Below are 26,405 nucleotides of genomic sequence, written 5' to 3'. Positions count from 1 at the left end.
TCGTGGTCGATATTAGTCTATGTGCAAAATCCCAGGGGGTATAGACAGTAGCCCTTTATCCCGAAGAAAATCCATTATAAATATCCCGCAAAAAAAGACGAATGCCCACACCATCTACCTATGAGCACATATCCTATTAGAGACAACAAGTCAATAAACATTATGAAAGGAGTTATAATTCATGGGTTGTGGAAAAGAATTTCACTCGGGCAACTGTGTATGCGATGTCCTTCGCGAGATACTGGATGCCCAAAATGACGTAGTTGAAAATTGCTGTACCACCAGCTGTGATCGGTCCATTAGTGATTTGCTGGGTGAGACAGACAACGGAAACGGCCTTGATACAGTACCAGTAATTCTGTACTGCAAAGACGGCTGTAAACCATTTAAAGGCTTTGGGGCAGATCCTGACGACATCGGTAAAATGCAAGCAAGCTTTTTCTTCCGTGTTAAAAGTATAGATGATGACTGCTGTGCGGTTATTGAATTGCTAAGAGATCCGGGTGACAATGATAAGAATCCTAAAGATCCAGTTGACCAGGAGACAGATCCACTGCGTGCAACCGGTATCTGCATCACTGTTGACCTAAACTGCTTCTGTCACATCACTTGCCTGCCAGCAATCTCTGCATTTTAGTGTCAGGCGTAAACAATTTATCTGTGATTCATTAGAAAAGCAACAAACCACCACTATCATCTGAAAAAGGTGCTCCGGCGATACGCTGGAGCACCTTTATTAATTCATCTTCTAAAAACCTAACAACCGGATTTCCTCTACCGTTTCAAACGGTATTTTAGTAGGTGTTACCCGGCGTCCAACACGCATGAGAACAATTTCATCCTCAAATCCCACGATTATGCCGCGGTATTTTCTTTCTTCGGTTTTGAGTTCACATTTCATCGCCGGCAAATGTTTAGGAGTATTCACAAAATAGTCCACACGTTCACGAAGCGTCATTTCCTTAAACTTTTTACGTCCCTGGTCTTCTGCATCCTCGGCTTCCTCATCGTATCCACTATTGTCAACCGACTCATTAGCCAGATCGGGCTCGATATTATCATCGTTTTCAAAATCACTATGTTTAAATGGCCGTTTCAGTACATTCTCTCCGGATTTTGCTTTTGATTTTTTTGGCGTAGTGTACTGGTGCTGCATCTGTGCCTCCGGTGTCCGGATGGTCGGTTGCTGAATATAAAGTAATGGGCGCCTGGCGTAACGTTTCTCTCCCATCTGAATTCGCTCCTTTTTATTCCGATAGTCAACACATTATATGAACCAGTAATGGGATGTGTGTTTGCCTACCCCTGACCGCTATTATAGGAGAAAATTCATGAACGCATTTGCCATCCCAAAATAAATCAGGATTGAGATAATATCATTAATGGTCGTAATAAACGGACCGGATGCAACAGCCGGATCGATATTGAATTTATCCATAATAATCGGCACGAGTGCACCTGCAAGCGTGGCAACTATAAGAGTAGCCAGAATTGACAGGCCGACCAGTAATCCGAGGAAAAATTCACCTTTCCACAGATAAATAACAATTGTAATCAGGACACCGCAGACGAGCCCATTGATCAGCCCGGTGGCCGCCTCACGAAAAACTAGTTTGGCTTTCCCCTGCTTCCCGTAATCACCTGTTGCGATACCACGAACCGCTACTGCCAGCGCCTGGGTTCCAGTGTTTCCACCCATCCCAGCAATCAGCGGGATAAAAATCGCAAGCACGGCTACCTGGTTCAGTGTTTCTTCAAAGCGACCGATCAGACTCGCTGTCAGCATTCCCAGGAATAGCAGAATCACCAGCCATGGGAGTCTTTTTCGTGCAGAAATAAACGCACTGTCATTCGGTCGGTCCATTTCCGATACCCCTGCAAGTTTGGAATAGTCCTCACTCGCCTCTTCATCCATGACGTCCATAATGTCATCGACCGTGATAATTCCAAGCAGGTGATGCTGAAAGTCAACCACGGGTACAGCAAGGAAATCGTAATCACGCATCATTTGTGCGACGTCTTCCTGGTCCTCGGCAACAGACACCGAAACGATCTTTTCACTCATGACATCAGAAATCAATACATTGTCATCAGCAATAATCAAATCACGTAAGGACAGAACGCCAACCAGTCGCTTATCCACGTCAATCACATACAAATAGTAGATGGTTTCAGCGTCCGGAGCATCTTTACGCAATTGTCTCAGCGTATTGATCACAGTTTCTGTTTTATAAATAGCCACATATTCGGTTGTCATGATACTACCAGCAGTTTTTTCCTCGTAATGAAGCAGTTCTTTTACTTCGTCAGCCGCCTCATCATCCATCATGGTCAAAAAACTGACGACAACATCTTTATCAAGTTCATTTAAAATATCAACCGCATCATCCGTTGACATCTCGGATACAGACATGGCGGCAAACCTGGGATCCATTTCCGTTACAAATGGTTCGATATCCTCCAGGTCAATATTTTCCATGATATCCGCCATCTCTTCCGGTGACAGAAATGTATAGATACGGAAACGCACCTCTTCCGGCTGCTCCATAAAAAATGCAGCCTGGTCGTACGGGTGCAGCTCCAGAAACTCATCACGAAAGGCATCAAATTCATCTTCCCTGATCAGTTCCTGCAGTGTTTCCCAATTAACTTCTTTACCAGTCCGTTCCATTCAATCACTTCCTTTTCGCACAAAAAAACTGTTGCTTCATTATTATAGCATGGAAAAAAAGATGACAACATTCCGAGCCGCTGACAGTTTATACAGGACTTTATGCGGGTATTATATTCTTTTTGAAGGAGAACACTTAATTAATTTACATATTTCGTGTAAAATTGAAAGATACGAGATTTTACAGAAAGCTAGGTTTGGCGATGCGAAAAAATTTTAATATCGATTATACACTTGTTTTTATTTTAATCCTGTTAGGCATAATAAGTTTGTTTACCTTATATACGATTGAGCCAACATTACCCGCAAAATATGACGGGTCAAACTTCTTCCTGAAGCAGGCGGTATGGTATGTGTTCGGCGGAATTGTAATTTTTGTCATCATGCAGGTTGACTACGACCGCTTTCACCAGCTGACATGGGTTTTATACGGAATTGGCATGCTGGCGCTGTTGATGCTGTTTGTCGGCTTCCCCCCCGGGATTGTCCATGAGGCAAATGGTGCGGTCAGCTGGTTTAAGTTTCCCGTAATCGGAACCATTCAGCCGGCCGAGTTCATGAAAGTTGTCCTAGTTATGACGATCGCCCATATAATTGTCCGGCATAATGAAAAGTATTTAACACGAACCATCAAGAGTGATCTTGGACTGTTAGGAAAAATACTAGGAATCGCGCTCCCGCCGATGGGACTTGTTGCAGTTCAGCCGGATTTAGGTGGTTTCTTGGTATTAGGAGCGATTACAGGAGCGATGATTCTGGTGTCGGGTGTTAAGTGGCGTATTCTTTTCTCGATTACCTTTATCGTTTTAGATATCGTGCTGCTCGCTGTTGCTATCTGGTATTTCTTCCCTGGCCCGATTGCTGACTTTCTTGAAGAGTCGGTCTTTGGTCACGTGTCCAGCAGGTTCACAGGGTGGTTAAACCCAGAGGAAAACTATGATGCCGGGTACCAGCTAATTTTGGCGATGATGGCAATCGGGTCCGGTCAGCTGTTAGGTAAAGGCGTCGGTGATTTTCAAGTATATGTGCCCGAGCGCCATACCGATATGATTTTTACGGCAGTTTCCGAACAGTTTGGTTTTGTGGGAGCCAGTCTTGTCGTAACCCTTTATTTCCTGCTGATATACCGGATGATTCATATAGCGCTGTTAAGTAATGATAAATACGGTAGCTATCTTGTGACTGGTCTTGTTGGAATGTTTGCATACCAAATTTTCCAGAATATCGGTATGTCAATTCAACTTCTGCCGATCACCGGTCTTCCGCTGCCATTCTTAAGTTATGGAGGAAGTTCGACCATCACATACCTGCTTGCAATGGGAATTGTGCTCAACGTTCATTCAAGAACGAGAGAATATATGTTCAGTGAGGCAAGGTGGCGAGAATAATGAAACTCGATATCATTGGTGATGTGCATGGCTGTCTGAATGAATTGAAACAACTATTCGGTGAGCTCGGTTACTTTCTGGAGGAAGGGATATATATTCATCCCGATGACCGGGTTCCAGTGTTCGTCGGCGATATAACTGACCGTGGTCCGTATTCAATTGAAACCATCCGGCTAGTTTACCGAATGGTTGTTGCTCAGGATAAGGCCAAGTATGTTCCGGGCAATCATTGCAACAAACTCTACCGTTATTTCCTTGGCAACAAAGTCCAGCTTAAACACGGACTCGAGACAACAGTGGCAGAGTATAAAGCCCTTCCTGAAGACGAACAGGAAATTGTCCGCAGCCAATTTATGGAGTTGTATGAAAAGGCACCATTATATCTGACATTGCAGGATGTAGTGGTAGCACATGCCGGTATCAAGGAAAGTTATATTGGGCGAACCGACAAAAAAGTAAAGTCGTTCGTGCTTTACGGAGACACTACCGGCAAGTTTGATGAAGAAGGTCGTCCTATTCGCCGAGACTGGGCGAAGCATTATCAGGGGAATCGGTGGATTGTATATGGTCACACCCCAGTAATGGAACCGCGGACAATCAAGCGAACAATTAATATTGATACTGGGTGTGTCTTCGGCAATAAGTTGTCGGCATTCCGGCTGCCAGAAGAAAAAAAGGTCTCCGTCCCCTCTCAGCAACCGTTTCTGGCAGAGAAATTCCGCTCGTTTGATTAAAAGCTGGTAGAATCAGCAGACCAAATCGCATAAGATTTGGTCTTTTTTTACTATCAGAACTTATAAGTTTCTACGGAAGATAGTATAAGAAAAACTTCGACACTCGTTATAGACGAGACGAATGTCGAGTTTTTCTAAGATACCAACTGTTCTTGGAAATTCTGGATTAACATATGAAGTCGTACCCCAGATGAAACTGACATTTTTTAAATAAGATAATCAGGTAAAATGATCGCCTGTTTTAAATCTTGCCATCATTAGATTGTATTACTTCACTTCAAAATCTTTTGGATAGTGTTTATCAAATAGTTGGCCGAAACCAACACTAAATATAACCTGTCCAACAACACCAGATAGTTTCGGCATGAACGCGCGCGCAGTCCGTTTCCATCCTTAGTTGCATGCGCTGTACCAGTTTGTGATGCCTGATATTATAACCCTAGATCAAACTCCACATATGTAAAGCACACAAAAAAAGGGAGGGAAATGAAATTGTGCCATTTCTCTCCCTATTACTTTATTACTTTCAAGTAAAGATATTAACAAGTCTTTAATTAAATGTAGGTGTGCGTGTAAAAACTTTTCTCACCATCGGCTCAAAAAACTCCACTGGTAAATGCTCGAAATCGGGGTCAAAGCAATTCTGATCGTAATTCTCACAGAAATTCACACATGCTTCATAAAAAGGATTGTCTTTGTAAATATCTCGAGCATTTTTTTCTGCTTCTGTCATATGAGCCATATAATGCTGCTGAAATACGCCATGGTGTTTAACAATCCATGTTGCTTTTTCAGAAACAAATGGCTTGAGGATAGCCGCAACCATTTCACCATGAGTATGTGGTGCCAACTCATCTCCAATATCATGTAATAAAGCCGCCACAATCATATCTTCATCTTCGTTATTTTGATACGCTCTGGTAGCGGATTGTAAAGAATGCTCATATCGAGTTATTCGATAGCCACTAAAGCTATTTTTCAATTCATCCAATTTTTTTAGTAACCTGTCAGGAAGTCCTGTGTTGAAACCTTCCTCTAATTTTTCCAGATATTCAAATTCCTCTTTTGTGCCATCTACCATTTTCCTGAATTTAACTACTTTTTGCATTGATATATCCTCCCTAAATGATTTACTAAGAAATTTATTAAGAATTTAATTTTCAAGATATAGACTTATCATCGTTTTTGCTTGTTTTTTTCCTTCTGTTTTGTTCCTTGATAACTTGGGCAGGCGTATCACCGAAGTCCTCTCTCATCCATTTAATCAAACCGTAAATCATGATAAGCAATACAAAGATTAAAGGGATTGATGTAACAACGGCAGCTGTCTTTATGGTATTCAAAGGAGCATCGATAAAAATTATAGTTAACGGTACTAAAACAACGACCAAACACCAAAATAATCTATGAAAAGGGGTAGGGTCCTCATGGTCTTTAAGTCCTTTTGTAGTAGTTGCTGCTAGTGTATATGACGCCGAATCTAATGTAGATGCAAGGAATAGCATGGAGAGTACCACAAAGAATAAAATAAACACCCCTGATAAAGGCAATGTGTTTAAGACATCAATAATAGCTTGATTTCCTCCATCAACACTTAGGCTTCCCGCTACATCAACGATTCCACGAATATTTGCGTCCATACTGAAGTTTTGTAAAATACCAAAGAAAATCCAGCATCCGAGACTTCCACTAATCAGCATGTTTAAAATAAGTTCTTTAATCTTTCTTCCTCTTGAAATCCTGGCAACAAACACACCCATAAATGGAGCATAAGTAATCCAATAAAGCCAATAAAAGATGGTCCAATCAAATGGAAAAGAGCTATTTTCTATAGGGTCTGTCCATAAACTCATGTGAACAAAGTTTTGAATCATCAAACCTATCGCATTTGTAGAGTTACTTATTATAAACATAGTTGGTCCAATGAAAAAAATTAGACCAATGAATACGAGCGCCAACACGGTATTAAGATCTGTAACTCTTTTAATTCCTTTTTCAATACCTAGGTAAGAACTTAGAGTGAAGATAACAGAAATAATGATGATGATAATTAAATCGATGGAAAAATCGGCTTGAATACCAAGAATACTGGCTATTCCTTGTGATAATAAAGGAATACTTAACCCTAAAGTAATACTTAATCCACCTAGACAAGTGAATATAAAAATAATATCAACAATTTTCCCCACAACGCCTTTTGATTTAAAACCAGTAATTTCTCCAACTACTGAACTAAGGCTTAACCCTTTATTCTTTCGAACATAAAAGTGATAAGCAATAGGCAAAGCTGCTATACAATATAGCCCCCAAGCACTAACGCCCCAGTGAAAGAAATTATAAGCAAGCCCCCATTCATAAGCTGCACTGGTCTGAGGATCAGCTCCTAAACCAGGAGTGTTATAATAAAAGGCCCACTCTGTAAAAGCCCAATAAACCGTAGCAGATCCTAACCCAGCAGTTAACATCATCGCTATCCAACTTTTTGTTGAAAATTGGGGTTTTTCTTTTCCAAGTCGAATATCTCCATACTTACTAAAGGCGATATAAACCAAAAATGCTAAAACACCAAATGTAAATAAGAGCACAGTCACGCCAAATAAGTTAGTTAAAAATCCGAATACCTGATTAGCAAACGCTGTTCCTTTTTCAGGAAATAAACCTAAAAACACTACGATAGCCAATACTATAGTCAAACTTATAAAAATAAGAGGAACATCATACGACTTATCCTTTGGTTGTTTCCCCGTTTCTTCTTTATTAATAAAATCTCCTCCACTATAACAAATTAGAAATTTTCTTTGTGTACAGAACAGGGCACTGTTTTAAAAGCCCCCTATTTTATTACATGCTTCTAATAATTAATCCAGTAAATCTGGCTGCTCACTGACAATCCGCTCCCACAACGGTTGGAAATTATCCCATCCATCTTGTTCTCTTCCAACTTGTTTAGCTGTCAATGTTGCATTTTCTTCATCTATAGGATTAACAATACCAGCTGCCTCAGCTAACAATTGGACTTGGCAGGAACGCTCAAGTGTGATGAACCAAAAGGCTGCTGAGTCTACAGACTGTCCAACTGTTAACGGGCCATGACTTCTCAAAAAGACAGCTTTATTGTTTCCTAGTGCTTTGGCAATCCTTTTTCCCTCGTCTTCTTCATATACAACCCCTGAAAATTCATCCGATACAGAATGATCTTTATAAAATGCACATGCATCTTGTGTTAGCGGATCCAACAATCTTCCGGTAGAGGACCAAGTCTTTCCGTATAAAGGATGAGCATGGGCAGAAGCAATAACATCCGGTCTTGCTTTGTGTACACCAGCATGAATCATTAGTGCCGATTTATGTATAGAATACTTTCCTTCGACTACTTCACCCTCTTCATTGACCAACACAAGGTCTGAGGTCTTCATCTTGTTAAAAGGAATGCCGTATGGATTCACCCACATATGATCTTTGTATTCTGGATCCCGGTATGTAATATGACCTGCTATTCCTTCTGTAAATCCAAACCGGGCAAATAAACGAAAGGCTGCTGCTAAGCGTTGCTTATTATGCAGACGTTCCTCTTCTACACTATTAAATATAGGCTTTTGCAAGTAATCCTGAACACCTTTTCCATGGACACGTTCTTCTTTGTAATCTTTCATATTCAATCGAGTCCCTCCTTTTATTTGTTCACATAAAAATGAATACTGTTTTCTATTCGGAAAATTGTCATTCATTTTTATAACCTTAGTTAGTATAACAAACACAGTAAGATTGTCAACAATCTACTAATTAACAATAGTGTTGTTTTTATACAGCTACATAAAAAAGATGCTTTTCAATATACTTGAAAAAGCATCTTTTATAAAAAATTTTTGAACTTTTTATTCTTCGCTGGATTCATTTTCTTGGTCTGGCAATAATTCCACTCGGGGTATGTTTGTTTTTATAATATGATCCTTTAGACCTTGAACAGCAGTATCTAAGTCTCCAGTTTTAAAAGTATTAAGCAGTTTCTCATGCTCATCTGTAAACTTTTGTAAATCTAATGACAAGCTGTTTTGATGAACAAAATGTAATCGAATACGATTTAAAATCCCTTCCCAAAGATGTACTAGATTATTCATATTTGAAGACACAATAATAAGTTCATGAAATTGAATATCTACCTCATTAAACAGTGGCATATCATTAAACATGGTAGCACGCTTCATTTGATTCACTAACTCATCAAATTTTTCAAAGTGTTGCTCATTCCATGTGAAATATGCCTTTTTTAATGCAAATATTTCCATGTTTATCCTCATGGGTATTAACAGCTCTGTAACTTCTTCAGTTGTAATGCTACTTACCCTTGTTTCTTTATAAGTGACAGAAACAAGCAGTCCTTCCATAACCAGAAGTTGCATAGCTTCTCTTACAGGACCTCTACTAACTTCCAGTTTTTTAGCTATATCACTTTCTGTCACTTTATCACCAGGATTCAATTTTGCTCGAAATATCTCCTTCTTAATTCCTTCAGCGATTTGATACTTTAGTGAGCTCTTTTTAATATTTATATCCAATTTGGGAGCACCCTTTTTATTTTATTGATTTGGCTAGTTATCCTAATATAACAACAAATTTTCCTATTATTTTTATAAACACTTTAGCTTTGTCCTTATAGGAAAAATTTAAAAACATATTAAAAATATATTTTGTCCTATGTCTTTAGCTATCGACTTCTTTTATTATAAGATATCATAAGATTGTTGACAATATATAGTAATTATTTCCATTAATAAACCTATGACGTTTTCATTTGTGTAAGTCCTCTCTCTTTTTTAAGAGCTTCTACGTCTAACTGCGTAAAGACTTAATTTTATCATATAGTTCATCTGTAAATAGCGTTTTAAATGCTTTTTCTCATATTGAACAATTCCCTTCCGTGTTCGGGTATTGAAATTTTGCTTCATCGGTACCCATGTTTCCTGCACCCTTTTCATCGATAGACTCCAAAATTTGACTCCGTTCCTGTTCTGGACCTGAAAACAAGTTATTCAATACGTTTTCCATTACAGCATAGTGATCTTTAATTTTAAAAATCTTTGAAGCTCCTTGTGGCTCTTTAAAGGATTTATCTATCTGCGCTTATTATAAAACCCTGTCTCGTTAGTTGAAGATAAATAACGATTCTCACAAATAAGTATTAAGAACAACGAGCAGATGCATATGTATTTTTTTATTTTTAATCAACACATTTTTATCATTATCCAGCTTGTATTCAATATCTTCTTTATCTAAACATTGTAGAAGTGTTTCTCACGATTCATGATTTAAATTTTAGTTATTTGCAAATACGGAAAATTCACTATCAACATTGTTCTTGCTACAACCAGTAATTAACAAGAGGAAAGCCATAGGTATCACAACTCTTCTACAAATTTTCATAGCCGCCCTTAACTTTTCTCCACGTTTATAACAATTTCACCAAATAATTTCTCATCAAAATAAACCTCTAATTTCCACAATCCACTCGTTGGGAACACCATGCCAGATGGGATATGAGAATCAGCACCGTTGTTAGGACTAACGCTGATATCAGGGTATTTCCACACTTTTTCATTTGTACCCGTTAGTAATACTGGATGCTCTTCACCCTTTTCGTTAGTTCCGACTACCTTGAAATCACCACTAATATTTTCTTCATCACCCCAAAAATGCCACATATACTTACTTCCTTTGTTAGCTTTAATTGGCGAAGCTACTGCTTCACCTTTTTCACCTGATCCGACTAAAAAACCGACTTTCTCTTCCTCACCAATCAACAGATATTCACCATCTGTCCCATCATTGAAGGAAACATTAATTTTAAAAGTAGAGCTAACTTCCCAAGTTTCGCTTTCTTCTTGTGCTGTACACCCAACATTTATTACTAAAAAAATAAGAGAAACCAAAATAGAAATTTTTCTTTTCATACTTTTCCTCCCTTAATAGCTCTCCCGTTTCATTAGTTCATTATCTATTTATTAAATGTTAACATAGTATTTCTATAATATGATGAAAATTCAAAAACAAAACAACTTTTAAAAAAGACAGATACATTTAATTGGACTCTTGCAAACGTTTGTTGAATTAATATTGATTAGTCAATCGGTAGCTTTAGTTTTACTCCATATATTTTATCGAATTCCCAGTACTGACCTTTAATGCCTAAATCCCTAACTTTTTTATAGTATCCTATTTCATATTTAACTTCTGCATTGTTTCTTAATAATAACTTATAATCTGGCATTTGAAAGTTCATATTTGCTGTGGAAGATGTATTAGCCTTATCCAATTTTTTTACAAGTCCATCAATAAACTCTTTATCATTAATAGTAGCCACAAATTCATCACTATCCCATGCATAGACCTCAATCCTTGTAACATCTTCGGTTAGATTTAGGTTATTGTTATTGTTTTGGCAACCTATTAAGACAAAAGGAGATAATAGTAGTACAGAAACAAATTTAATTTCTAACAATCCAATTACTCCTTCTATTTAGGAAATCATTATTAAACTATCCCGCTGTTCGTTTAACAACTGTCCTTCACAACTCTGCATTTGTTTAACATAAAACTACAATTACCCACTTCGTCTTTTATAAGAATCAACATAGCTAACAATAAGCCGTAATTACCGGTGCGATTTTTTATTTGTTAGGTACGTTTACTCCGCATATGCATAGGTTATTTTTGAAGGATTATGAAGGGAATGAGTGAAGAATGTTTTATCCATATGGGGACCCACACCAAAATCCGTATTTTTCCGATAGCTCGATGTGTGACTGCGGTAGACGACCACAATACTGGCCTGGCGGGCAACAAACCTATCTGAGGGATTATGGGCCAAATCCATTCGTTATCAATATCAATAAAGCAACGAAGCTAAACAATACATTTCGGACTGCATTATGGACAGGGTCAAAGTTTCAGGTTACGTTAATGAGCCTTGGAGTCGGCGAGGATATTGGCCTGGAAATGCACCCTGATGTCGATCAGTTCTTACGTGTGGAACAAGGGCAGGGCATTGTTCGTATGGGCCATTCGAAACATGCATTTAATTTTGAAAAAATGGTCCATGATGATTCAGCTATCGTGATACCGGCCGGAACTTGGCATAACTTAATTAACACAGGACATATCCCACTGAAACTTTACTCGATATATGCACCTCCTAACCATCCATTTGGCACGGTTCATGTTACCAAAGCAGACGCAATGGCAGCCGAGGAAGCATACGGCCAGGGTTATTAAACAACAAGATAATTAAAAAATGCTTAGGGTTTGTGAGATCGACAAACCCTTTTCTTGATGTCCCTATTTATGGTGGCGTCTCTTTTACCAATAAGGTTCTTCTTCATTAGATAGCTTGAGGATAAATGGATACATGCCGAGTACTATTATGGCAAATATAGCAGCAAGAATTAATGCTGTGCCTACTGAAAAATCTAACCATGCGTTTATGGGCAATATCAACAAAGGAATAAGTGCAAAACATCCTCCCTTAATTCTAGAGGAGGCAGACTCGTATTGCTTGTTACCACAATGCGGACACTTCAACTTAAATATTGTATTAATCGTTTGATTCCAGGTCCATTTTCCTCCGCAGTTTTGACAAATTGGCATATGAACACCTCCTGCACTGGACTTATCGGTTTAAAGTTTGTTACTATCCCTCCCGATACAAGAAATCGTATAAAAGATAACAAATGGTATTCCTACAATTGTAAAAAGAAGTATCACCGGCGCTATTCCATTCAGCGTTATTGTATTATGATAATTTAGAGAAAATAAAACAAACAATATAGTGGTCACCTTGCTTAAACAACTATTCTACTTTTCTTTGTCTGCGAGTAACTTATCTAGCTTTTCCTCTACTCTGCTTAATCGCCTGTTCCTTTCCTTAAAACCATTAAACATTGCTACAATCCCGGTGATTACTGCCAGGATAATTAGAAAGAAAAATAACTGAAAGACTATATCTCCAACTTGAAGGCCACCTGTTTTTGCTAATAAAAACATTTATAATTTCCTCCGATTCACCTGAACATTTGGACAGGTGCTTAATTTTTACGTAGTTGCCATTGTAATTTACCGTTTTTATTCCTTCACTCGCTGCGAAACCGCTTTCTTAATTCCACCAGCAATAAATATTCCAATCAAACCGGATACACTCATCAAAATCATATGCTCCCAATCCATCGCTTCACCTCGTATTAAGCTATATAGGAATACTCCTGCCACTACCCCAGTAATCCAGATAACCCAAGACTTTATTACACCCACAATAACCCCTCCAGGATACTCTCTACTTTTACTTACGAATCATGCATTAAGAAGTTTCCATTATTTTTCCAGCAGCATGTTAAAAGTCTATTTCCAGACGACGTTTAATCTCATTGAGCAAATCTTCATGTTTTTTTACCGTAATACGAGGTTGCTGTATTGAATTAACTTCTTTATAGGTGAAAATGAAGGTACCGTCCGCTAAAATATAAAAGGCATACGGAATTCTTCCCGTCTCCGTCTTTTCACCTTCAAAAAAACCAAACATATAACTACTTTTTGATTTTAGCTGATTAAAGGCGTAATCTTTCTTCGTTTCCTTAACCTTAACTCCCTCAACCAACTTCAATATTTGTTTTATTTTTTGTTTATCCCTAATAATTTTGGTCATTTCTTCAGAGGAAGAATTGTTTTCCATTTTTTGAATGACTAACGTACTGAATGAACTCTTATCATCTATATTTATAACCGTCTTATTTTCGGAACAGCCAATTAAAGATAAGAACATCATCAGACTTGTTACTATGTATTTGATATGACCCACCCTCAGTTCGGTTATTAAACATATCTCAAATTTGTTCTTTCCAAAGCCTACAACAGAAAGAATCAACCCGAATACAAGTATTATATATTCAAACCCGCCGAGGTAAAAATTCCTATCCAAGACAAGAATCCCCCCAAATAGAATAATGCTTATTCCTAAAAGAGCAAATTTTAATCCGGATGTCTCTCTATTTTTGATAACAAAATATGTAAAGTATCCTAATATTAATATCAGAAGTAATTGAATTACTATCAGTTGTACCCCTCCTGAGTCCGCCCATCATTACCTTAATATTAACATAATATTCCACTCACTCGGGCTTAAATATCAAAGCCTTTGGAGAGAATAAGAAATTTTCATACTTTTTTACATCTAAAAAACCACCAATTCCTGCTCGAATTGATGGCTGGTTCTTTTTATCATAACCAATTTAATTTTTCAGCAATGCTTCCATGTCATCTGCTGGCGGCAGTCTGAATTCCAGTGTTTCTTTTGACAAAGGATGCTCAAATTTAAGCCAGTGGCAGTGCAGGGCCTGCCGGCTGATAAATTCGGTTGAACCTCCGTACAGGTCATCACCTGCAAGCGGATGACCGATATGGGCAAAATGCACACGAATCTGATGGGTTCTGCCTGTCTCTAGACGGATATTCACCAGCGAATGGTATGCAGATTCCTTCAGTATCTCATAATGCGTTCTGGCATGCTTCCCGTCTTCCCGAACAATCCGCTCAATAATGGAACCATCTTTGCGTCCAATCGGAAAATCGATGGTTCCTTGTTTATTTTCAAGATGTCCTTCCACAATCGCCTGGTATGAGCGGCTGATTGTCCGTGCTTTTTGTGACCTGACAAGCAGCGAATGGCTGTAACGATGCTTGGCAATCAGCAGAAGCCCTGATGTATCACGGTCAAGCCGTGTTACCACGTGGAACGTATAGGAAATCCCCTGCCGCTCATAATGCCCGAGAACAGCGTTTGCAATCGTCCCGGTCCGATGTATGCCTGACGGGACAGTTGCAACCCCTGGAGGCTTCTCAATAACGAGAACATCGTCGTCTTCATAAACCACCACAAGCGGGAGTTCCTCCGGTCGAAGATAATGCCCCCGTTGTTCTTTTGGAAAATTAACTGAAAGTTCGTCTCCTGCCTGCAGCTGATATCGGACCGTTTTCGGTACACCGTTCACCAAGATTTCACCATCATTATGGATAATGGACTTAATTATTTTCCGGGAAAACCCGTGAACATGCTGAAGATAATAGCGGATCATTTTTCCGTCATTTGCTGCATCGATGGTCCATTTCATGCTGCCTCACCTGCTGTTCTTTTAATGGGATTTCCTACTCTCATCGGAAACGAACGAGTCACGTACACGGTCCCAGAACGGAAACGGCCGGAATCGTGCAAACCTAACACGCTCTTTTGCCACACGGCACTGGATCGATTTAATCCCGCTGTATTTTTTGGTCACATGGTCAATCGTCATGAGAAAGCTGTAATCAACCACCGGTTTCAATAGGCACGTATGGTGTTTTGGCAGAATCAGCGGGGAGCCGATTGTCCGGAATACCCGGTTGTTGATTGATGCCATTTCGGTCAGTTGTATTGCTTCAAGGGACGGATGGATAATCCCGCCGCCAAGTGCCTTGTTGTATGCGGTACTTCCTGACGGGGTTGAAATACAGAGCCCGTCCCCACGGAATGTCTCAAAATGATCACCCTTAATTTCCACATCAAACACAACAGAACCCTCTGTCGTTTTAATTGTTGCTTCATTCAATGCGAGATGCCGGATTTCTTTTGTTGTATTGTGACTTCGAATGATAACCTCAAGCAGCGGATACTCGACAATCTGGAATGGTGTTTTGGCAATTTCAATGATTAATTTCTCGACTTCTTCCGGGACCCAGTCGGCGTAAAATCCAAGGTGTCCAGTATGTACTCCGATAAACGCACAAGATTTCAGGCAATTGACGTACCGGTGGAATGCCTCCAAAAATGTACCGTCGCCACCCACTGAGATAACCAAATCCGGTTCATCTTCATTGTATTCCAGATCAAAGTCGGTCAGGTACTGCTTCATTGTTGCCTGTATTTTGTTGGAACGTTCGTCGCCTTTTGAAACTATTGCAAATTTCACAGCCTGCTCTCTCCTTATTTACGATGGAATATTCGTTGCGCTTCTTGTACTTCGTTTTTAATAATCGACATTTCTTCGTCCAATTTAAAGGCTGCCTCTGCTGCCCGTTTCAGCCGCTTTTTGATATCGGCCGGTATCTGGCCTTTATATTTATAATTTAATGAATGCTCGTTTGTCGCCCAAAAATTCATTGCGAGCGTCCGGATTTGAATTTCAGCAACCACATTTTTGGCTCCGTGAATTGTTTCAACGGGATACTCGACAATCATGTGGTATGATCGATAACCGCTCTCCTTGTTCCGTGACACGTAATCTTTTTCTTCTAATATCGTAAGATCTTTGCGTGAATGAATCATCTTTACGATAGTATAAATGTCATCAACAAACTGACACACAACCCGGACCCCAGCAATATCCTGCAATTCTTCTTCTATCCGGTCAAGCGGAATCCGTTTGCTTTCCGCCTTCTCAAGAATACTTTGAATCGGTTTCACCCGTCCGGTAATAAATTCAATCGGCGAATGCCGTGATTCATATTCAAACTGCTTGCGAATCCCCTTCAGTTTGACCTTAAGTTCCTCCACTACCTGACTATATGGTGCAAGGATCACATCCCACTTCAACTTAACCCACCACCCGTATATATGTATATCTACTTTGTTCTTTTTTTCCATTTTATCATTTAAGGAGAGAAGACTCCATTCTCAACGAAATAGGGTGGAGATAAATCGCTTTTGTACAGACGCCACTTTCTTTAGACCATAAGGTTATCCTATTCAATATATAATCTTTGCATAATTGACCATCATTCGCCATAATTAACAACATATAGCAAAACATAAGACGAAACAATGGCCAAAGCTGAAGTGAAAGTGAGGCATCCGATTTGGCACAGGAAATCGAAATCGAGTACAAGAATTTACTTACAATGAATGAATTTAACCGCCTGCTTATCAGTCTTCCATTTCCGGAACAGGGTAAAACGCAGATTAACCATTATTTTGAAACAGCGGATTTTTCGTTAAAAAAACATGATTACGCATTGCGTATCCGGGAAAAGAATAACAAATACACTTTAACATTGAAAGAACCACATACAACAGGACTTCTTGAAACACATGACGCACTAACAAAGAACGAGGTCGAACAATGGCTAAACGGGGATTTTGTTGAAACAGAAAATGTAACTGACAGACTCAAGGATAAAGGGATTTCCCTTGAGAAGCTTAAACTGTACGGCAGTCTGAAGACCGATCGCCGGGAACTCGAATACGAAGGTGTGCTGCTTGTTCTGGATTACAGCACATACTGTGGCGCAGAAGATTATGAACTGGAACTGGAGGCATCATCCGAAGACATTGGAATGCGAAAAATAAAGGATATTTTGGAACAGTTTGGAATCCCTGAGCGGCCGACTCCAAATAAGATTCAGCGGTTCTTTGATACGCTAAGCCGGGAAGATACCGACATGGGTAAATAATCACATTAGTTGCTCATATTTTTCCTCGTTGCTACAATATATACAAATAAACTAGGAGAGAATAACTACATGACTCGACCTGGAACAATATACGAAGCAATAGGCGGCTTCGACACAATAGATAAAATAGTGACCGAATTTTATAAACGTGTAGGGAATCATCCAACGCTGACACCTATATTTCCGGATGACCTAACATGGACCGCACAGAAACAGAGCTGGTTTTTAACCCAGTTTTTCGGTGGTCCGCAACTATATAACGAAAATCGTGGCCATCCTATGCTGCGCAGACGTCATTTACCATTTGAAATTACACCGGAACGAAAAGATGCATGGCTGGAATGCATGGATGCAGCATTAGAAGAAGCAGAAATCGAAGAACCCTATCGCACAGCTATATTTGAAAAATTGACAATGACCGCGCATCATATGATGAACACACCGTAACACAGGAAAGGAGAATCGATGTGAGTTGGAATCAACCTGGGCTATCACGCTCATCAGACACAAACACATCGGCAAAATATAGCTACCTCGATCTTGTTCAGAAACCGATTGAAATTTATGTATTTGTAGATCCTTTATGCCCTGAATGCTGGTCACTGGAACCGTATCTAAAAAAGTTATCAATTGAATACGGCCGTTTTTTTACCATTCGACCAATCGTGAGCGGACATTTAAATAATTTAAACAAAGATAAATTTGATCAACCAAGAAAACTTCGGGATATCTGGGAAAGAACTGCCACCCGAACCGGGATGAGCTGTGATGGCGACTTGTGGATTGAGAATCCGGTCTCCTCACCCTGGATTGCATCACTCGCTGTCAAAGCGGCTGAGCTTCAAGGCAAAAGAGCAGGGCGAATCTTCCTGCGTAAAATCCAGGAGAACCTCTTCCTGAATAAACAAAATATCTCGGATGAGGCAGTACTGCGCCAATGTGCAGAAGAATGCAATCTTGATGTACAGGAGTTTATGAATGATCTCTATTCAACTTCCGCAAAAAAGGCTTTCCAATGTGATTTGAAGCTGACACAGGAAATGGATGTTGACTATATTCCGACCATTGTCTTCTTCAACCAGACAACAGAAGGTCAGGGAATCAAGATATCAGGATTGTACCCATATGACATTTATGTCCAAGTCCTGAAACAGATTCTCGAAAAAGAACCGGTACCATCAAGCAAACCACCACTTGAAACGTTTCTTGAGTACTACGGGGTTGTCGGCAATAAGGAGATTTCAGTTGTGTATGACTGGACTCCAGCAAAAACCAACAAAGAAATGAAAAAACTGCAGCTCCGTCAGGCCGTGGAACGGATTCCGGTCAAGTACGGAACTTTCTGGAAGTATAATACGGCAGAATAAAACCCAAAGCCTTAAACGGTGCTTTGGGTTTTTTTATACTAAATACGATTGGGCAAAAAAAAAGGATATACGGGGCAGCGTATATCCTTTCTAGTTCTCCGTCCTTGTTTATAACAAAGGGGGGGATGGGAGAAAGTTTCATGATCAAAACAAAGGGGTTTTGTTTTGTGATTCATCTCACACTATTAATATATCAAGGTGTCTAGTTAGATTCAATTAATTGCTCATGACTTCACAAAAACTTCACACTTCTAATTCAAAAAAATGTCACATATATATTATTAACGAATACGGGGCTCTGTGCGTGTCCCTATCTGATTTGGAGAAGATTTATTGCAGAGGCAGAAAATCAACAGTTTTGCAGGGGATTAGAAAGACTGTTATTCATCGGTAAACAGACCTCAGTGCCCAAAACAAAATGAATTGGAGTGGATCTGGATGAACCTCTCTCCTCTTATTTACTTAATGATTACCATTGCGGTTATTTTCCTGAACCTGCTTGGTCTGATGCAGCTTATTCCCTTGTACGTCACATTGCCCGCGCTGTTCATTTCACTTTACCTAACCATTTATTCATTCACCCACCGAAATGTATACCGCGGAAGAATGCGCAAATTGCGAGGATAATCGCTTGGTCACATTTAACTGCCTAAAGCAAGGAGGGCTGCCACCGCTCTACTACGGTGACAGCCCTCTTTATGTTTACTTCAGCAGCAATTCTTCCATCTCGGTAAGTTTCTCTTCAAACACATCAAGCGCTGCTAGGATTGGATCCTTCGATGTCATATCAACACCAGCTTTTCTCAGCACCTCGATTGGATAGTCACTGTTTCCAGCCTTAAGGAAATCCCGGTAGCGGTCAACCGCCCCTTCTTCCCCGGCAAGAATCTTGCTTGCCAGTGCCATTGCAGCTGAATAGCCTGTAGCATACTGATACACATAATAGTTCATATAGAAATGCGGAATCCGGGACCATTCGAGTCCGATATCATCATCGGAAACGACTCCGTCTCCAAAATATTTTTTGTTCAAGTTGTAGTAAATTTCAGTGAGTGTTTCGGCAGTCAGTGCCTCGCCCTCCTGCATTCGCTTATGGATGTCATGTTCAAACTCAGCAAACATAGTCTGACGGAACACCGTACCCCGGAACCCTTCCAGGAAGTGATTCAACAGGTACAGCTTTTCCTTTTCATCCTCAACATGGTTCAGCATGTAGTCATTCAACAAAGCTTCGTTACACGTTGACGCTACCTCAGCAACAAAAATCGAGTAATTTCCGTAACGGAATGGCTGTTCTTTTCTGGTGTAATAGCTGTGCATGGAGTGCCCTAGCTCATGCGCCAGTGTGAACAAGTCATTGACTTTATCCTGCCAGTTCAGAAGGATATACGGATTGGTTCCATACGCGCCTGATGAGTAGGCACCGCTCCGTTTACCCTTGTTCTCCTCCACATCAATCCAGCGGGTCTCAAAGCCTTCTTTTACCGTGTTCACATAATCCTCACCTAGTGGTGCAAAGCTTTCGGTAACATATTTCTTTGCTTCTTCATACTTGATTTTCATATCAGCATCTTTAACAAGCGGTGTGTACATATCGTACATGTGAAGCTCATCAAGCTCAAGAACCTTTTTGCGAAGCTCGGCATACCGGTGCAGGAGCGGAAGCTTGTCATTCACCGCATCAACCAGATTATCGTATACCTGCTCAGGAATATTGTTGCTGTCCAGGGCAGCCTGGCGTGCTGACTCATAGTTGCGTACCTTTGCATTAAAATTATCAGTCTTTACGTTTCCGGTCAGTGTGGACGCAAACGTATTCTTAAACTTGCCATATGTTTCATACATTGCCTTAAATGCTGCTTCCCTTACACTGCGGTCCTTGGATTCAAGGAAACCGATATAACGTCCGTGTGTCAGATCAACCTCTTCCCCATCCTCATTCTTGATTGTCGGGAAAGTGAGGTCAGCGTTATTAAGCATCCCAAACGTATTGGACGGCGTTGACATTGGTTCAGATGCTTCCGCGAGCAAAGCTTCCTCTTTTTCACTAAGCACGTGTGGGCGCTGACGGCTGATTTCATCCAATGTATGCTTATAGAGCTGCAGTTCTTCTTTTCCCTGCAGAAAGCCACGAAGCTTTTCCTCATCTGCAGAAAGAATTTCAGGAACGATAAAACTCATGGAACTTGATGCCAGCGTCAGTACATTTTCTGCTTTTGAATTCATCGCCTGATACGTTGAGTTGGTCGTATCTTGGTCTGACTTCATATGCGCGTATGTAAACAGCATGCCAAGCCGCTCAGACAGCTGATCCTGCAGCTTCAGCACCTCATACAGATTCTCTGCAGAATCAGTTATTTTCCCCTGAAACTTCTCAATTTCCGGTATATCATTTTTTAGCGCCTGCAGTTCTTTTTCCCAGGCTTCATCGGTTTCAAAAATCTGACTCAAATCCCATGTTAGTTCCTCTGGTATTTCACTACGTTTCGGTAACTCCTTTGTTGGTTTTGCCACAATATCTTCCTCCTTTATTTCCTTTTACTACTACTATTTCTATATTTATGAAAAAAAACCTTTATTTCTATTTAGTATAACGAAATACCGGTTAATCATGCTTCCATTTTGCCTGTCGTAAGCAAATTCAAAATATGAACATCACCGGCCAGCGCTTCGTCCATTGTCCGGTAAAATAACAGCGCGTTTCGTTTGGAAAATGTATTTGTGGATTCGCGATTGAGAATTCCCGTTCTTGTTAGCAGCGTGAGGTATTGCTCGATGGGATTTTTGAAAATGGTGATCAGCGGAAAATCTTTATGAGAGTATAGATAACGTCGGAGTTGTCGTTCACACATCTTGAGCGATAATCGGCTGCCAATCGGTAGTGGGTCAATAATATCGAGGCACAGTCTGCTCTGCCAGTCCCATGGCGGTGTTTTCATCAGGTACCCAGCTGATACAGGCATGTCGATGATTGTTGGCAGGTAATCCTTATATGTGCCTTTCTGGTACAACCACTGTCTCCACTTATGTTCAAGGCCGAAACCCTTTCCAGGTGGTCTTGTGCGGAATGAGCGCTTTTCTTTGATCCAGATTAAAAACAACTCGTTTTCGGTAAAAGAATCCTTTCTAAACAAGTCGGTGAACATCATATTATTGAGTTTCGTAATATGAAATTTACCTGCTGCACGGTGATTAGCGGAAAAGTATATATCCTGGAAGAATATAAATTGAAGGGTATCAGGACAAAAATAATATATTGTCTGAGGAATAGTGCTTGCGGATTGGTGGATAAACTGACGTTGGAATTGATCGATTTTTAGGTGATGCCGAGATTGTCGTTCAAACCGATTGGCACCGAGAATCCAGATCGGTTTGATACCGATGCTGTGGTATCCCAGTGTTCTACTGTGAATTTGTTCGGCAGGAATGCGGGCGCATTGATATTCAATGGCTATTCTCCGCTCGCCTATCGTGAGTAAAATATCGGGACGCTGCTGAATGTCTGGCAGATAGGCTTCAAGCTGCGCATTGAGCCCCTGTCCGAGCAGCCACTGATAAAGCAGCAGCTTTCCTTTTTCGTGGTAAATGCCCTCGCCACCTTCCCGAGACGGACAGTCGTCAATGGACAGGTGGGCAAAGTGAGGAATTATTTGCGGGCCAGCTTTAACGATTACCGGCGAATGGCATGTCGGGCAAAAGAAGTTCTCCTGCCGCATCCCGAAAATCTCAGGTCTGGTAAGCATTGCAAGGGTTACTAGTTCTCCATATTCTGTTGTCGCCTGAAGCATGACAAGTTTCACCTCCATCCTTAAATATTCGACAGGGTGAAGACGGATTCCTCTTTTGGCGACAAATTTTTAGACAGGAATAAATCAGAACAGGAATGAAACTTTCTTAAGAACCACAAAAAAAAGACACCCTTCGTTAAGAGCGCCCAATGTTGGCCGGAAAGTAGGTGCGAACCTGTTCGAATGTGTTACTTTCGAAAACTTGATTTCCGTATTCTTCCAGAAAATGAATGGTAACTTCCGTATCGTGTGCAAACTCAAAAATCTGACTGATGATATCTTCATGTTCATCATCATCTGTGTCCTCGCCACTAGGGAATTCCATATACAAGTAATATTTATTGTCATGGTGATAAAGTGTATCGTCAATTCCCGCATCTTTGTCCTGGAGATAATAACTCAACTGTATAACGTCTTCAAAGTCATTAAACTTAACCGTCAATGACAGGTTATCATCCGCAGTTCTGTCTTTGCTGGAGCCATATTTATCCTCAAGTAAATCCTCAATTTTTTCATCAACTGAAATATCGATGGTCTGGCCGTTCTCAGTTGGCAATTCGATATTCTCACCGTTTTTGGATACTTGTGCTTTCGTTACAATGATTTCAAGGCCTTTGTCGAGTGCCTGCACTTGAATCCATAGCGGCCCATCAACAGTAAAGTCCTCCTTGTAGTTCACTTCATCCATCATCTGCCAGAATAACTGCTCACTGCGTTCACGGTTATACCAGATTTCTTCGCGTTCAAATCCCCGATCCTCAATGTCAATATACGAGATATAAAATTTTACAGTATTTTCATTTATACGTTCTATTTCCATCTCACTTCTCTCCCTTCGTATGAAACTTGACTTTCACGGTCAATAAATTGGTGGAAGAGACTACTTCACCTTGAATCTATACATTATTCGTGTTCCCTTTTTGACACGTTGTTAACCATTCAACTATTTCTATATAACCATTGTATGGCATACTGGCGAATTTGAAAATTCATATGCCCATTATTCAACGATTAATATAATATTTTACCCGATTTGTGGAATTTTGTCATTAGCAAATTTCAGCAATTATTGGATTCTTTCTATATGAGAAAAACGCAGACCCATTTCGGGTTCTGCGCTTTTATGTGTAATTGTTATAACAATGCAGGGATTTTAGTTAACCATCCGCTGAGCTTCACGCAATTGGAATGTACGTACAGTTCTTGGAAGGAACCTGCGAATTTCATCTTCATTGTAACCAACCTGCAGACGTTTCTCATCAAGGATGATTGGTCGGCGCAAAAGGCCGGGGTTCTGCTGAATCAGGCGGAACAAATCTTTCATTGGAAGCTGGTCAATGTTAACATCCAGCTTTTGGAACACCTTGGAGCGAGTGGAGATGATCTCATCCGTACCATCTTCAGTCATACGCAATATTTCCTTGATCTCGTCCAGTGAGAGCGGTTCCGAGAAAATATTACGTTCGGTGTAAGGGATTTCGTGCTCTTCCAGCCATGCTTTTGCTTTCCTGCAAGAGGTACAGCTTGGTGAGGTATAAAGTGTTACCATGAAACTTCACTCCTCAATCTAATAAATTGTATGGTCATTTCATAAACATTTTTCAGAACTTATTAAATTACAATAAGTTTAAATAACCTACTATGTAAAGTATACTATATCTGTCAAGTATAAGGTAGAGTATATCCAAAAAAATTTGCTGAATTTATAAATGTTCATGAAATGTTCTCATTTAATTGTAAGTTACCCTATTTATTTTTAATTAAACCATTTATTTGAGAAAAGTTGAAAAAACTTTTTCATTTTTTTCATTGAATGCAGCCTGACGACGAGATGTGCATAATTATAGCCCCTTATTTGCAGAAAATAAGAGGCTGCATCAGACAGTGGCATGCATGTACCACAGTCACAGGTATTTAAAAAAGAATTATGCTTTTCCCTGGAGGGTTTCAAGGATATTATCGGACTCACGATCCTCATCGTAGCTAAGGACTTCTTCTACCGGCTGGTATGCCTGGCCATAGATTTCCTCGTCCTTGTAAGTATGAATATCCTCGTACATTTTTTTCATTTTTTCATAAATTTCTTCTTCCGATTCATTTTGTGGAGACCAATATAAAATTTCCATTGAGGTTTCCTCGTTGGTAGCTAAGGAGCGCCGGTTATAACCGATGGATTGAGCGTGGGTGAAGCCTTCCCGCTTATAAAAATGAAGTCGCTTCGCTGTGTCAGTGTCATCGTAGTCGACTGGTTCCACTTCCAGGATGATTGGCTTTCCTTTCTGTTTAAGCTTCTCCATTAGTTTGTGGCCAGTACCTTTTCCACGTGTGTTTGCTGAAACCCAAACGTAATCGATAAAAATAAAATTATCGAATTCGGCGTACATCATCACATGCTCATCACTCTCGTCCTTAATGTAGACGTCGCCTTTTTCCGCGAGAAGCATTTCCATATGCTTCTTGGATTTCATCTCTTCGATGGGAAAGTATTTACTTAATTTTTCATACCAGTTCATAGATCTACTCCTTAATGTTTAGTAGTCTTTTCCATTATAACGAATTGATGTTCCTTTGTTAAATGGGATTTGCCGGAAAATTTCGGCTTATCATAAGGGAAATTCGGATAAAATCCCCGATTCCCTTCTACAGCATTATTTTTCCTTTGAATTTTAAACGTAAACCTTAATTTTCGTGATTAGTTTACGAAAAAAACCGCACTCTATACGTAAGAGCGCGGCCATTCATATGCTTATTCATTTTTATCGAGCGGTGTGTAGTCAACATTTGGTGTATAAGAGTTACCTGGGTTCCAAAGCAGGAATTCATTGATGCCATTTTCGTTCAGGGCTTTTATCTGAGCTTCCACTTCGGCTTTCCCATATTCGGTTGGCGGTCCGCTGTATAACCATGGCGCTTCAAAGTCCTGAATCCATGGCCTTGAGGTTGGCGGATCCTCCAGTTTGGATAATACCTGATTTTCCACTTTAGCATATTCCGTTACCAGTTTGTACGGCTCTTTATCTGGAAAAGGAATTCCAAAATATGATGTCCAGTGACTAGGATAAATCATGGATGAGATTACATCGACGTTGCTTGAGATTTTAGAGAAATTCTGACCGATGCCAGGTGCTGCCGGGATGGTTGCTGAATACCCAAAGATGTCGACGGAAACATCCACATCATACTTGTCGAGTTCTTTGTGTGCATACTCAACAAAATCGGTTACCGCTTTTACACGGCGGTCGACGTTACTCATATCAACATTTTTGTAGTCACCTTGGCTATAAGAAAGAACGTCATCATAGTGCTCAAATCCTTCAGGGAACCGAACATAATCAAATTGAATTTCCTGAAACCCCATTTCGGCTGCCATCTTGGCAATTTTCACGTTATATTCCCATACTTCTTTTTTAAATGGATTAACAAACGCTTCTCCTCTGCCATTCGTCCATACTTTTCCGTTTTGAGTATAGGATAATTCAGGACGCTTTTTGGCAAGAACCGAATCTTTAAATACTACAACACGCGCAATCGGATAAATTCCTTTTTCTTCGAGTGTTTTCATCATTTTTTCAGGATTGTCGATAAAGTTCTTTCCTATATCCTGGTAAGGTGATCCTTCCTTAGGCTTAAAGGTTAGATTACCATGGTCTTCCTTGATATCTATTACCATCGCATTCAATTCAGAAGTTTCGACAAGATTGATAAGCTTTTCAAATCTGCTTCCTCCGGCTGATGGACCTGTAACATAGATACCGCGCACCGCATTAGGATATTCAAATGTATACCCTGAATCATATGTAAATAGCTGCATTTGCTTACTGGTGTCAATCGGTTTCAAACTGGTCTCTCGAATCGGATGCGGACTTGCTTCTTTAATCTCTTCACCGCTGCTTTTATGCATCGCCATTGGAATTACAGCAAGACTTAATAGGAGAATTCCCAAAAATGCCAAAATCCCGAGATGCCTTTTCCCCATTTCTATCAATCTC

The 26,405-nt window shown here is 40.1% G+C and carries 28 protein-coding genes; 7 read left to right on the top strand and 21 right to left on the bottom strand.

The window, feature by feature from the left end:
• The first annotated feature begins 181 nt into the window (after positions 1 to 181).
• Complete coding sequence (locus ACFO3D_RS14220; RefSeq protein ID WP_390297303.1) at positions 182 to 637, top strand: CotY/CotZ family spore coat protein; 456 nt, start codon at positions 182 to 184, stop codon at positions 635 to 637.
• A 111-nt stretch (positions 638 to 748) separates the two neighbouring features.
• Here the strand turns inward: ACFO3D_RS14220 and ACFO3D_RS14215 are convergent, their stop codons facing one another.
• Both ACFO3D_RS14215 and mgtE read right to left on the bottom strand, forming a co-directional pair.
• A complete protein-coding gene (locus ACFO3D_RS14215; protein WP_390297300.1) occupies positions 749 to 1,231 on the bottom strand; it encodes a CotO family spore coat protein in 483 nt (160 codons plus the stop codon).
• An 84-nt stretch (positions 1,232 to 1,315) separates the two neighbouring features.
• Positions 1,316 to 2,671 (bottom strand): magnesium transporter, encoded by a 1,356-nt coding sequence (mgtE, locus tag ACFO3D_RS14210; RefSeq protein ID WP_390297297.1) that lies wholly within the window; start codon positions 2,669 to 2,671, stop codon positions 1,316 to 1,318.
• Between the two features lie 203 nt (positions 2,672 to 2,874).
• Here mgtE and ACFO3D_RS14205 point away from each other — a divergent pair, with 203 nt between their 5' ends.
• Both ACFO3D_RS14205 and prpE read left to right on the top strand, forming a co-directional pair.
• Positions 2,875 to 4,059, top strand: a complete 1,185-nt coding sequence (locus ACFO3D_RS14205) for an FtsW/RodA/SpoVE family cell cycle protein (RefSeq protein WP_390297294.1) — start codon at positions 2,875 to 2,877, stop codon at positions 4,057 to 4,059.
• Entirely contained in the window at positions 4,059 to 4,793 is a 735-nt protein-coding gene (gene prpE, locus ACFO3D_RS14200) for a bis(5'-nucleosyl)-tetraphosphatase PrpE (RefSeq protein WP_390297291.1), read from the top strand. Before ACFO3D_RS14205 ends, prpE begins: the two co-directional genes overlap by 1 nt.
• A 550-nt stretch (positions 4,794 to 5,343) precedes the next feature.
• On the opposite strand, the gene ACFO3D_RS14195 is transcribed toward prpE, so the two are convergent.
• The 6 genes from ACFO3D_RS14195 to ACFO3D_RS14170 all read right to left on the bottom strand — a co-directional run bounded on the left by ACFO3D_RS14195 (position 5,344) and on the right by ACFO3D_RS14170 (position 11,289).
• The gene (locus tag ACFO3D_RS14195) at positions 5,344 to 5,901 is read right to left on the bottom strand and encodes an HD domain-containing protein (RefSeq protein WP_390297288.1); all 558 of its coding nucleotides are present in this window, start codon (positions 5,899 to 5,901) and stop codon (positions 5,344 to 5,346) included.
• A 52-nt stretch (positions 5,902 to 5,953) separates the two neighbouring features.
• Positions 5,954 to 7,486: a BCCT family transporter gene (locus tag ACFO3D_RS14190; protein WP_390297285.1), complete on the bottom strand. Its 1,533-nt coding sequence runs from the start codon at positions 7,484 to 7,486 to the stop codon at positions 5,954 to 5,956.
• Positions 7,487 to 7,651: 165 nt separating this feature from the next.
• The gene (locus tag ACFO3D_RS14185; RefSeq protein ID WP_390297354.1) at positions 7,652 to 8,446 is read right to left on the bottom strand and encodes a class II aldolase/adducin family protein; all 795 of its coding nucleotides are present in this window, start codon (positions 8,444 to 8,446) and stop codon (positions 7,652 to 7,654) included.
• 222 nt (positions 8,447 to 8,668) lie between these two features.
• Complete coding sequence (locus ACFO3D_RS14180) at positions 8,669 to 9,349, bottom strand: GntR family transcriptional regulator (RefSeq protein WP_390297282.1); 681 nt, start codon at positions 9,347 to 9,349, stop codon at positions 8,669 to 8,671.
• An 873-nt stretch (positions 9,350 to 10,222) separates the two neighbouring features.
• Positions 10,223 to 10,741 carry a DUF4871 domain-containing protein gene (locus tag ACFO3D_RS14175; RefSeq protein WP_390297279.1) on the bottom strand — a complete coding sequence of 173 codons (519 nt, stop codon included), beginning with the start codon at positions 10,739 to 10,741 and terminating at the stop codon, positions 10,223 to 10,225.
• A gap of 167 nt (positions 10,742 to 10,908) precedes the next feature.
• The gene (locus ACFO3D_RS14170; protein ID WP_390297276.1) at positions 10,909 to 11,289 is read right to left on the bottom strand and encodes a hypothetical protein; all 381 of its coding nucleotides are present in this window, start codon (positions 11,287 to 11,289) and stop codon (positions 10,909 to 10,911) included.
• Between the two features lie 296 nt (positions 11,290 to 11,585).
• On the opposite strand from ACFO3D_RS14170, the gene ACFO3D_RS14165 reads away from it, so the two are divergent.
• Positions 11,586 to 12,062, top strand: a complete 477-nt coding sequence (locus ACFO3D_RS14165; protein WP_390297351.1) for a cupin domain-containing protein — start codon at positions 11,586 to 11,588, stop codon at positions 12,060 to 12,062.
• An 84-nt stretch (positions 12,063 to 12,146) separates the two neighbouring features.
• Here the strand turns inward: ACFO3D_RS14165 and ACFO3D_RS14160 are convergent, their stop codons facing one another.
• From ACFO3D_RS14160 to yjbM, 7 genes are all read right to left on the bottom strand, one after another.
• Positions 12,147 to 12,434: a TIGR04104 family putative zinc finger protein gene (locus ACFO3D_RS14160; protein WP_390297273.1), complete on the bottom strand. Its 288-nt coding sequence runs from the start codon at positions 12,432 to 12,434 to the stop codon at positions 12,147 to 12,149.
• Positions 12,435 to 12,641: 207 nt separating this feature from the next.
• Positions 12,642 to 12,830 (bottom strand): hypothetical protein, encoded by a 189-nt coding sequence (locus tag ACFO3D_RS14155; RefSeq protein ID WP_390297270.1) that lies wholly within the window; start codon positions 12,828 to 12,830, stop codon positions 12,642 to 12,644.
• Positions 12,831 to 12,908: 78 nt separating this feature from the next.
• The gene (locus tag ACFO3D_RS14150; RefSeq protein ID WP_390297267.1) at positions 12,909 to 13,094 is read right to left on the bottom strand and encodes a hypothetical protein; all 186 of its coding nucleotides are present in this window, start codon (positions 13,092 to 13,094) and stop codon (positions 12,909 to 12,911) included.
• 79 nt (positions 13,095 to 13,173) lie between these two features.
• A complete protein-coding gene (locus ACFO3D_RS14145; RefSeq protein WP_390297264.1) occupies positions 13,174 to 13,758 on the bottom strand; it encodes a hypothetical protein in 585 nt (194 codons plus the stop codon).
• Positions 13,759 to 14,068: 310 nt separating this feature from the next.
• The gene (locus tag ACFO3D_RS14140) at positions 14,069 to 14,947 is read right to left on the bottom strand and encodes an RluA family pseudouridine synthase (RefSeq protein WP_390297261.1); all 879 of its coding nucleotides are present in this window, start codon (positions 14,945 to 14,947) and stop codon (positions 14,069 to 14,071) included.
• 21 nt (positions 14,948 to 14,968) lie between these two features.
• Positions 14,969 to 15,781: an NAD kinase gene (locus ACFO3D_RS14135; RefSeq protein ID WP_390297258.1), complete on the bottom strand. Its 813-nt coding sequence runs from the start codon at positions 15,779 to 15,781 to the stop codon at positions 14,969 to 14,971.
• 14 nt (positions 15,782 to 15,795) lie between these two features.
• Positions 15,796 to 16,404: a GTP diphosphokinase gene (gene yjbM / locus ACFO3D_RS14130; protein WP_390297255.1), complete on the bottom strand. Its 609-nt coding sequence runs from the start codon at positions 16,402 to 16,404 to the stop codon at positions 15,796 to 15,798.
• Between the two features lie 263 nt (positions 16,405 to 16,667).
• Between yjbM and ACFO3D_RS14125 the strand changes: the two genes are divergently transcribed.
• The 3 genes from ACFO3D_RS14125 to ACFO3D_RS14115 all read left to right on the top strand — a co-directional run bounded on the left by ACFO3D_RS14125 (position 16,668) and on the right by ACFO3D_RS14115 (position 18,628).
• Complete coding sequence (locus tag ACFO3D_RS14125) at positions 16,668 to 17,261, top strand: CYTH domain-containing protein (protein ID WP_390297252.1); 594 nt, start codon at positions 16,668 to 16,670, stop codon at positions 17,259 to 17,261.
• Between the two features lie 69 nt (positions 17,262 to 17,330).
• Positions 17,331 to 17,708, top strand: coding sequence for a globin domain-containing protein (locus tag ACFO3D_RS14120; RefSeq protein ID WP_390297249.1), 378 nt, complete (start codon positions 17,331 to 17,333; stop codon positions 17,706 to 17,708).
• Between the two features lie 20 nt (positions 17,709 to 17,728).
• Positions 17,729 to 18,628 carry a ClpXP adapter SpxH family protein gene (locus tag ACFO3D_RS14115; RefSeq protein WP_390297246.1) on the top strand — a complete coding sequence of 300 codons (900 nt, stop codon included), beginning with the start codon at positions 17,729 to 17,731 and terminating at the stop codon, positions 18,626 to 18,628.
• Between the two features lie 702 nt (positions 18,629 to 19,330).
• Here ACFO3D_RS14115 and pepF read toward each other — a convergent pair.
• The 6 genes from pepF to ACFO3D_RS14085 all read right to left on the bottom strand — a co-directional run bounded on the left by pepF (position 19,331) and on the right by ACFO3D_RS14085 (position 26,392).
• The gene (pepF, locus tag ACFO3D_RS14110; RefSeq protein WP_390297243.1) at positions 19,331 to 21,142 is read right to left on the bottom strand and encodes an oligoendopeptidase F; all 1,812 of its coding nucleotides are present in this window, start codon (positions 21,140 to 21,142) and stop codon (positions 19,331 to 19,333) included.
• A gap of 95 nt (positions 21,143 to 21,237) precedes the next feature.
• A complete protein-coding gene (locus ACFO3D_RS14105) occupies positions 21,238 to 22,416 on the bottom strand; it encodes a competence protein CoiA (protein ID WP_390297240.1) in 1,179 nt (392 codons plus the stop codon).
• Positions 22,417 to 22,552: 136 nt separating this feature from the next.
• Complete coding sequence (gene mecA / locus ACFO3D_RS14100; RefSeq protein WP_390297237.1) at positions 22,553 to 23,236, bottom strand: adaptor protein MecA; 684 nt, start codon at positions 23,234 to 23,236, stop codon at positions 22,553 to 22,555.
• 333 nt (positions 23,237 to 23,569) lie between these two features.
• Positions 23,570 to 23,965: a transcriptional regulator SpxA gene (spxA, locus tag ACFO3D_RS14095; protein WP_390297234.1), complete on the bottom strand. Its 396-nt coding sequence runs from the start codon at positions 23,963 to 23,965 to the stop codon at positions 23,570 to 23,572.
• A gap of 376 nt (positions 23,966 to 24,341) precedes the next feature.
• A complete protein-coding gene (locus ACFO3D_RS14090) occupies positions 24,342 to 24,929 on the bottom strand; it encodes a GNAT family N-acetyltransferase (RefSeq protein WP_390297231.1) in 588 nt (195 codons plus the stop codon).
• Between the two features lie 233 nt (positions 24,930 to 25,162).
• Entirely contained in the window at positions 25,163 to 26,392 is a 1,230-nt protein-coding gene (locus tag ACFO3D_RS14085) for a putative glycoside hydrolase (protein ID WP_390297228.1), read from the bottom strand.
• Positions 26,393 to 26,405: the final 13 nt, after the last annotated feature.

It is taken from the genome of Virgibacillus kekensis (assembly GCF_042654125.1).
Taxonomy (GTDB): Bacteria; Bacillota; Bacilli; order Bacillales; family Amphibacillaceae; genus Lentibacillus; species Lentibacillus kekensis.
Note: the sequence above shows the minus strand (reverse complement) of the source record. Positions and strands in the feature narration are given on the sequence as shown.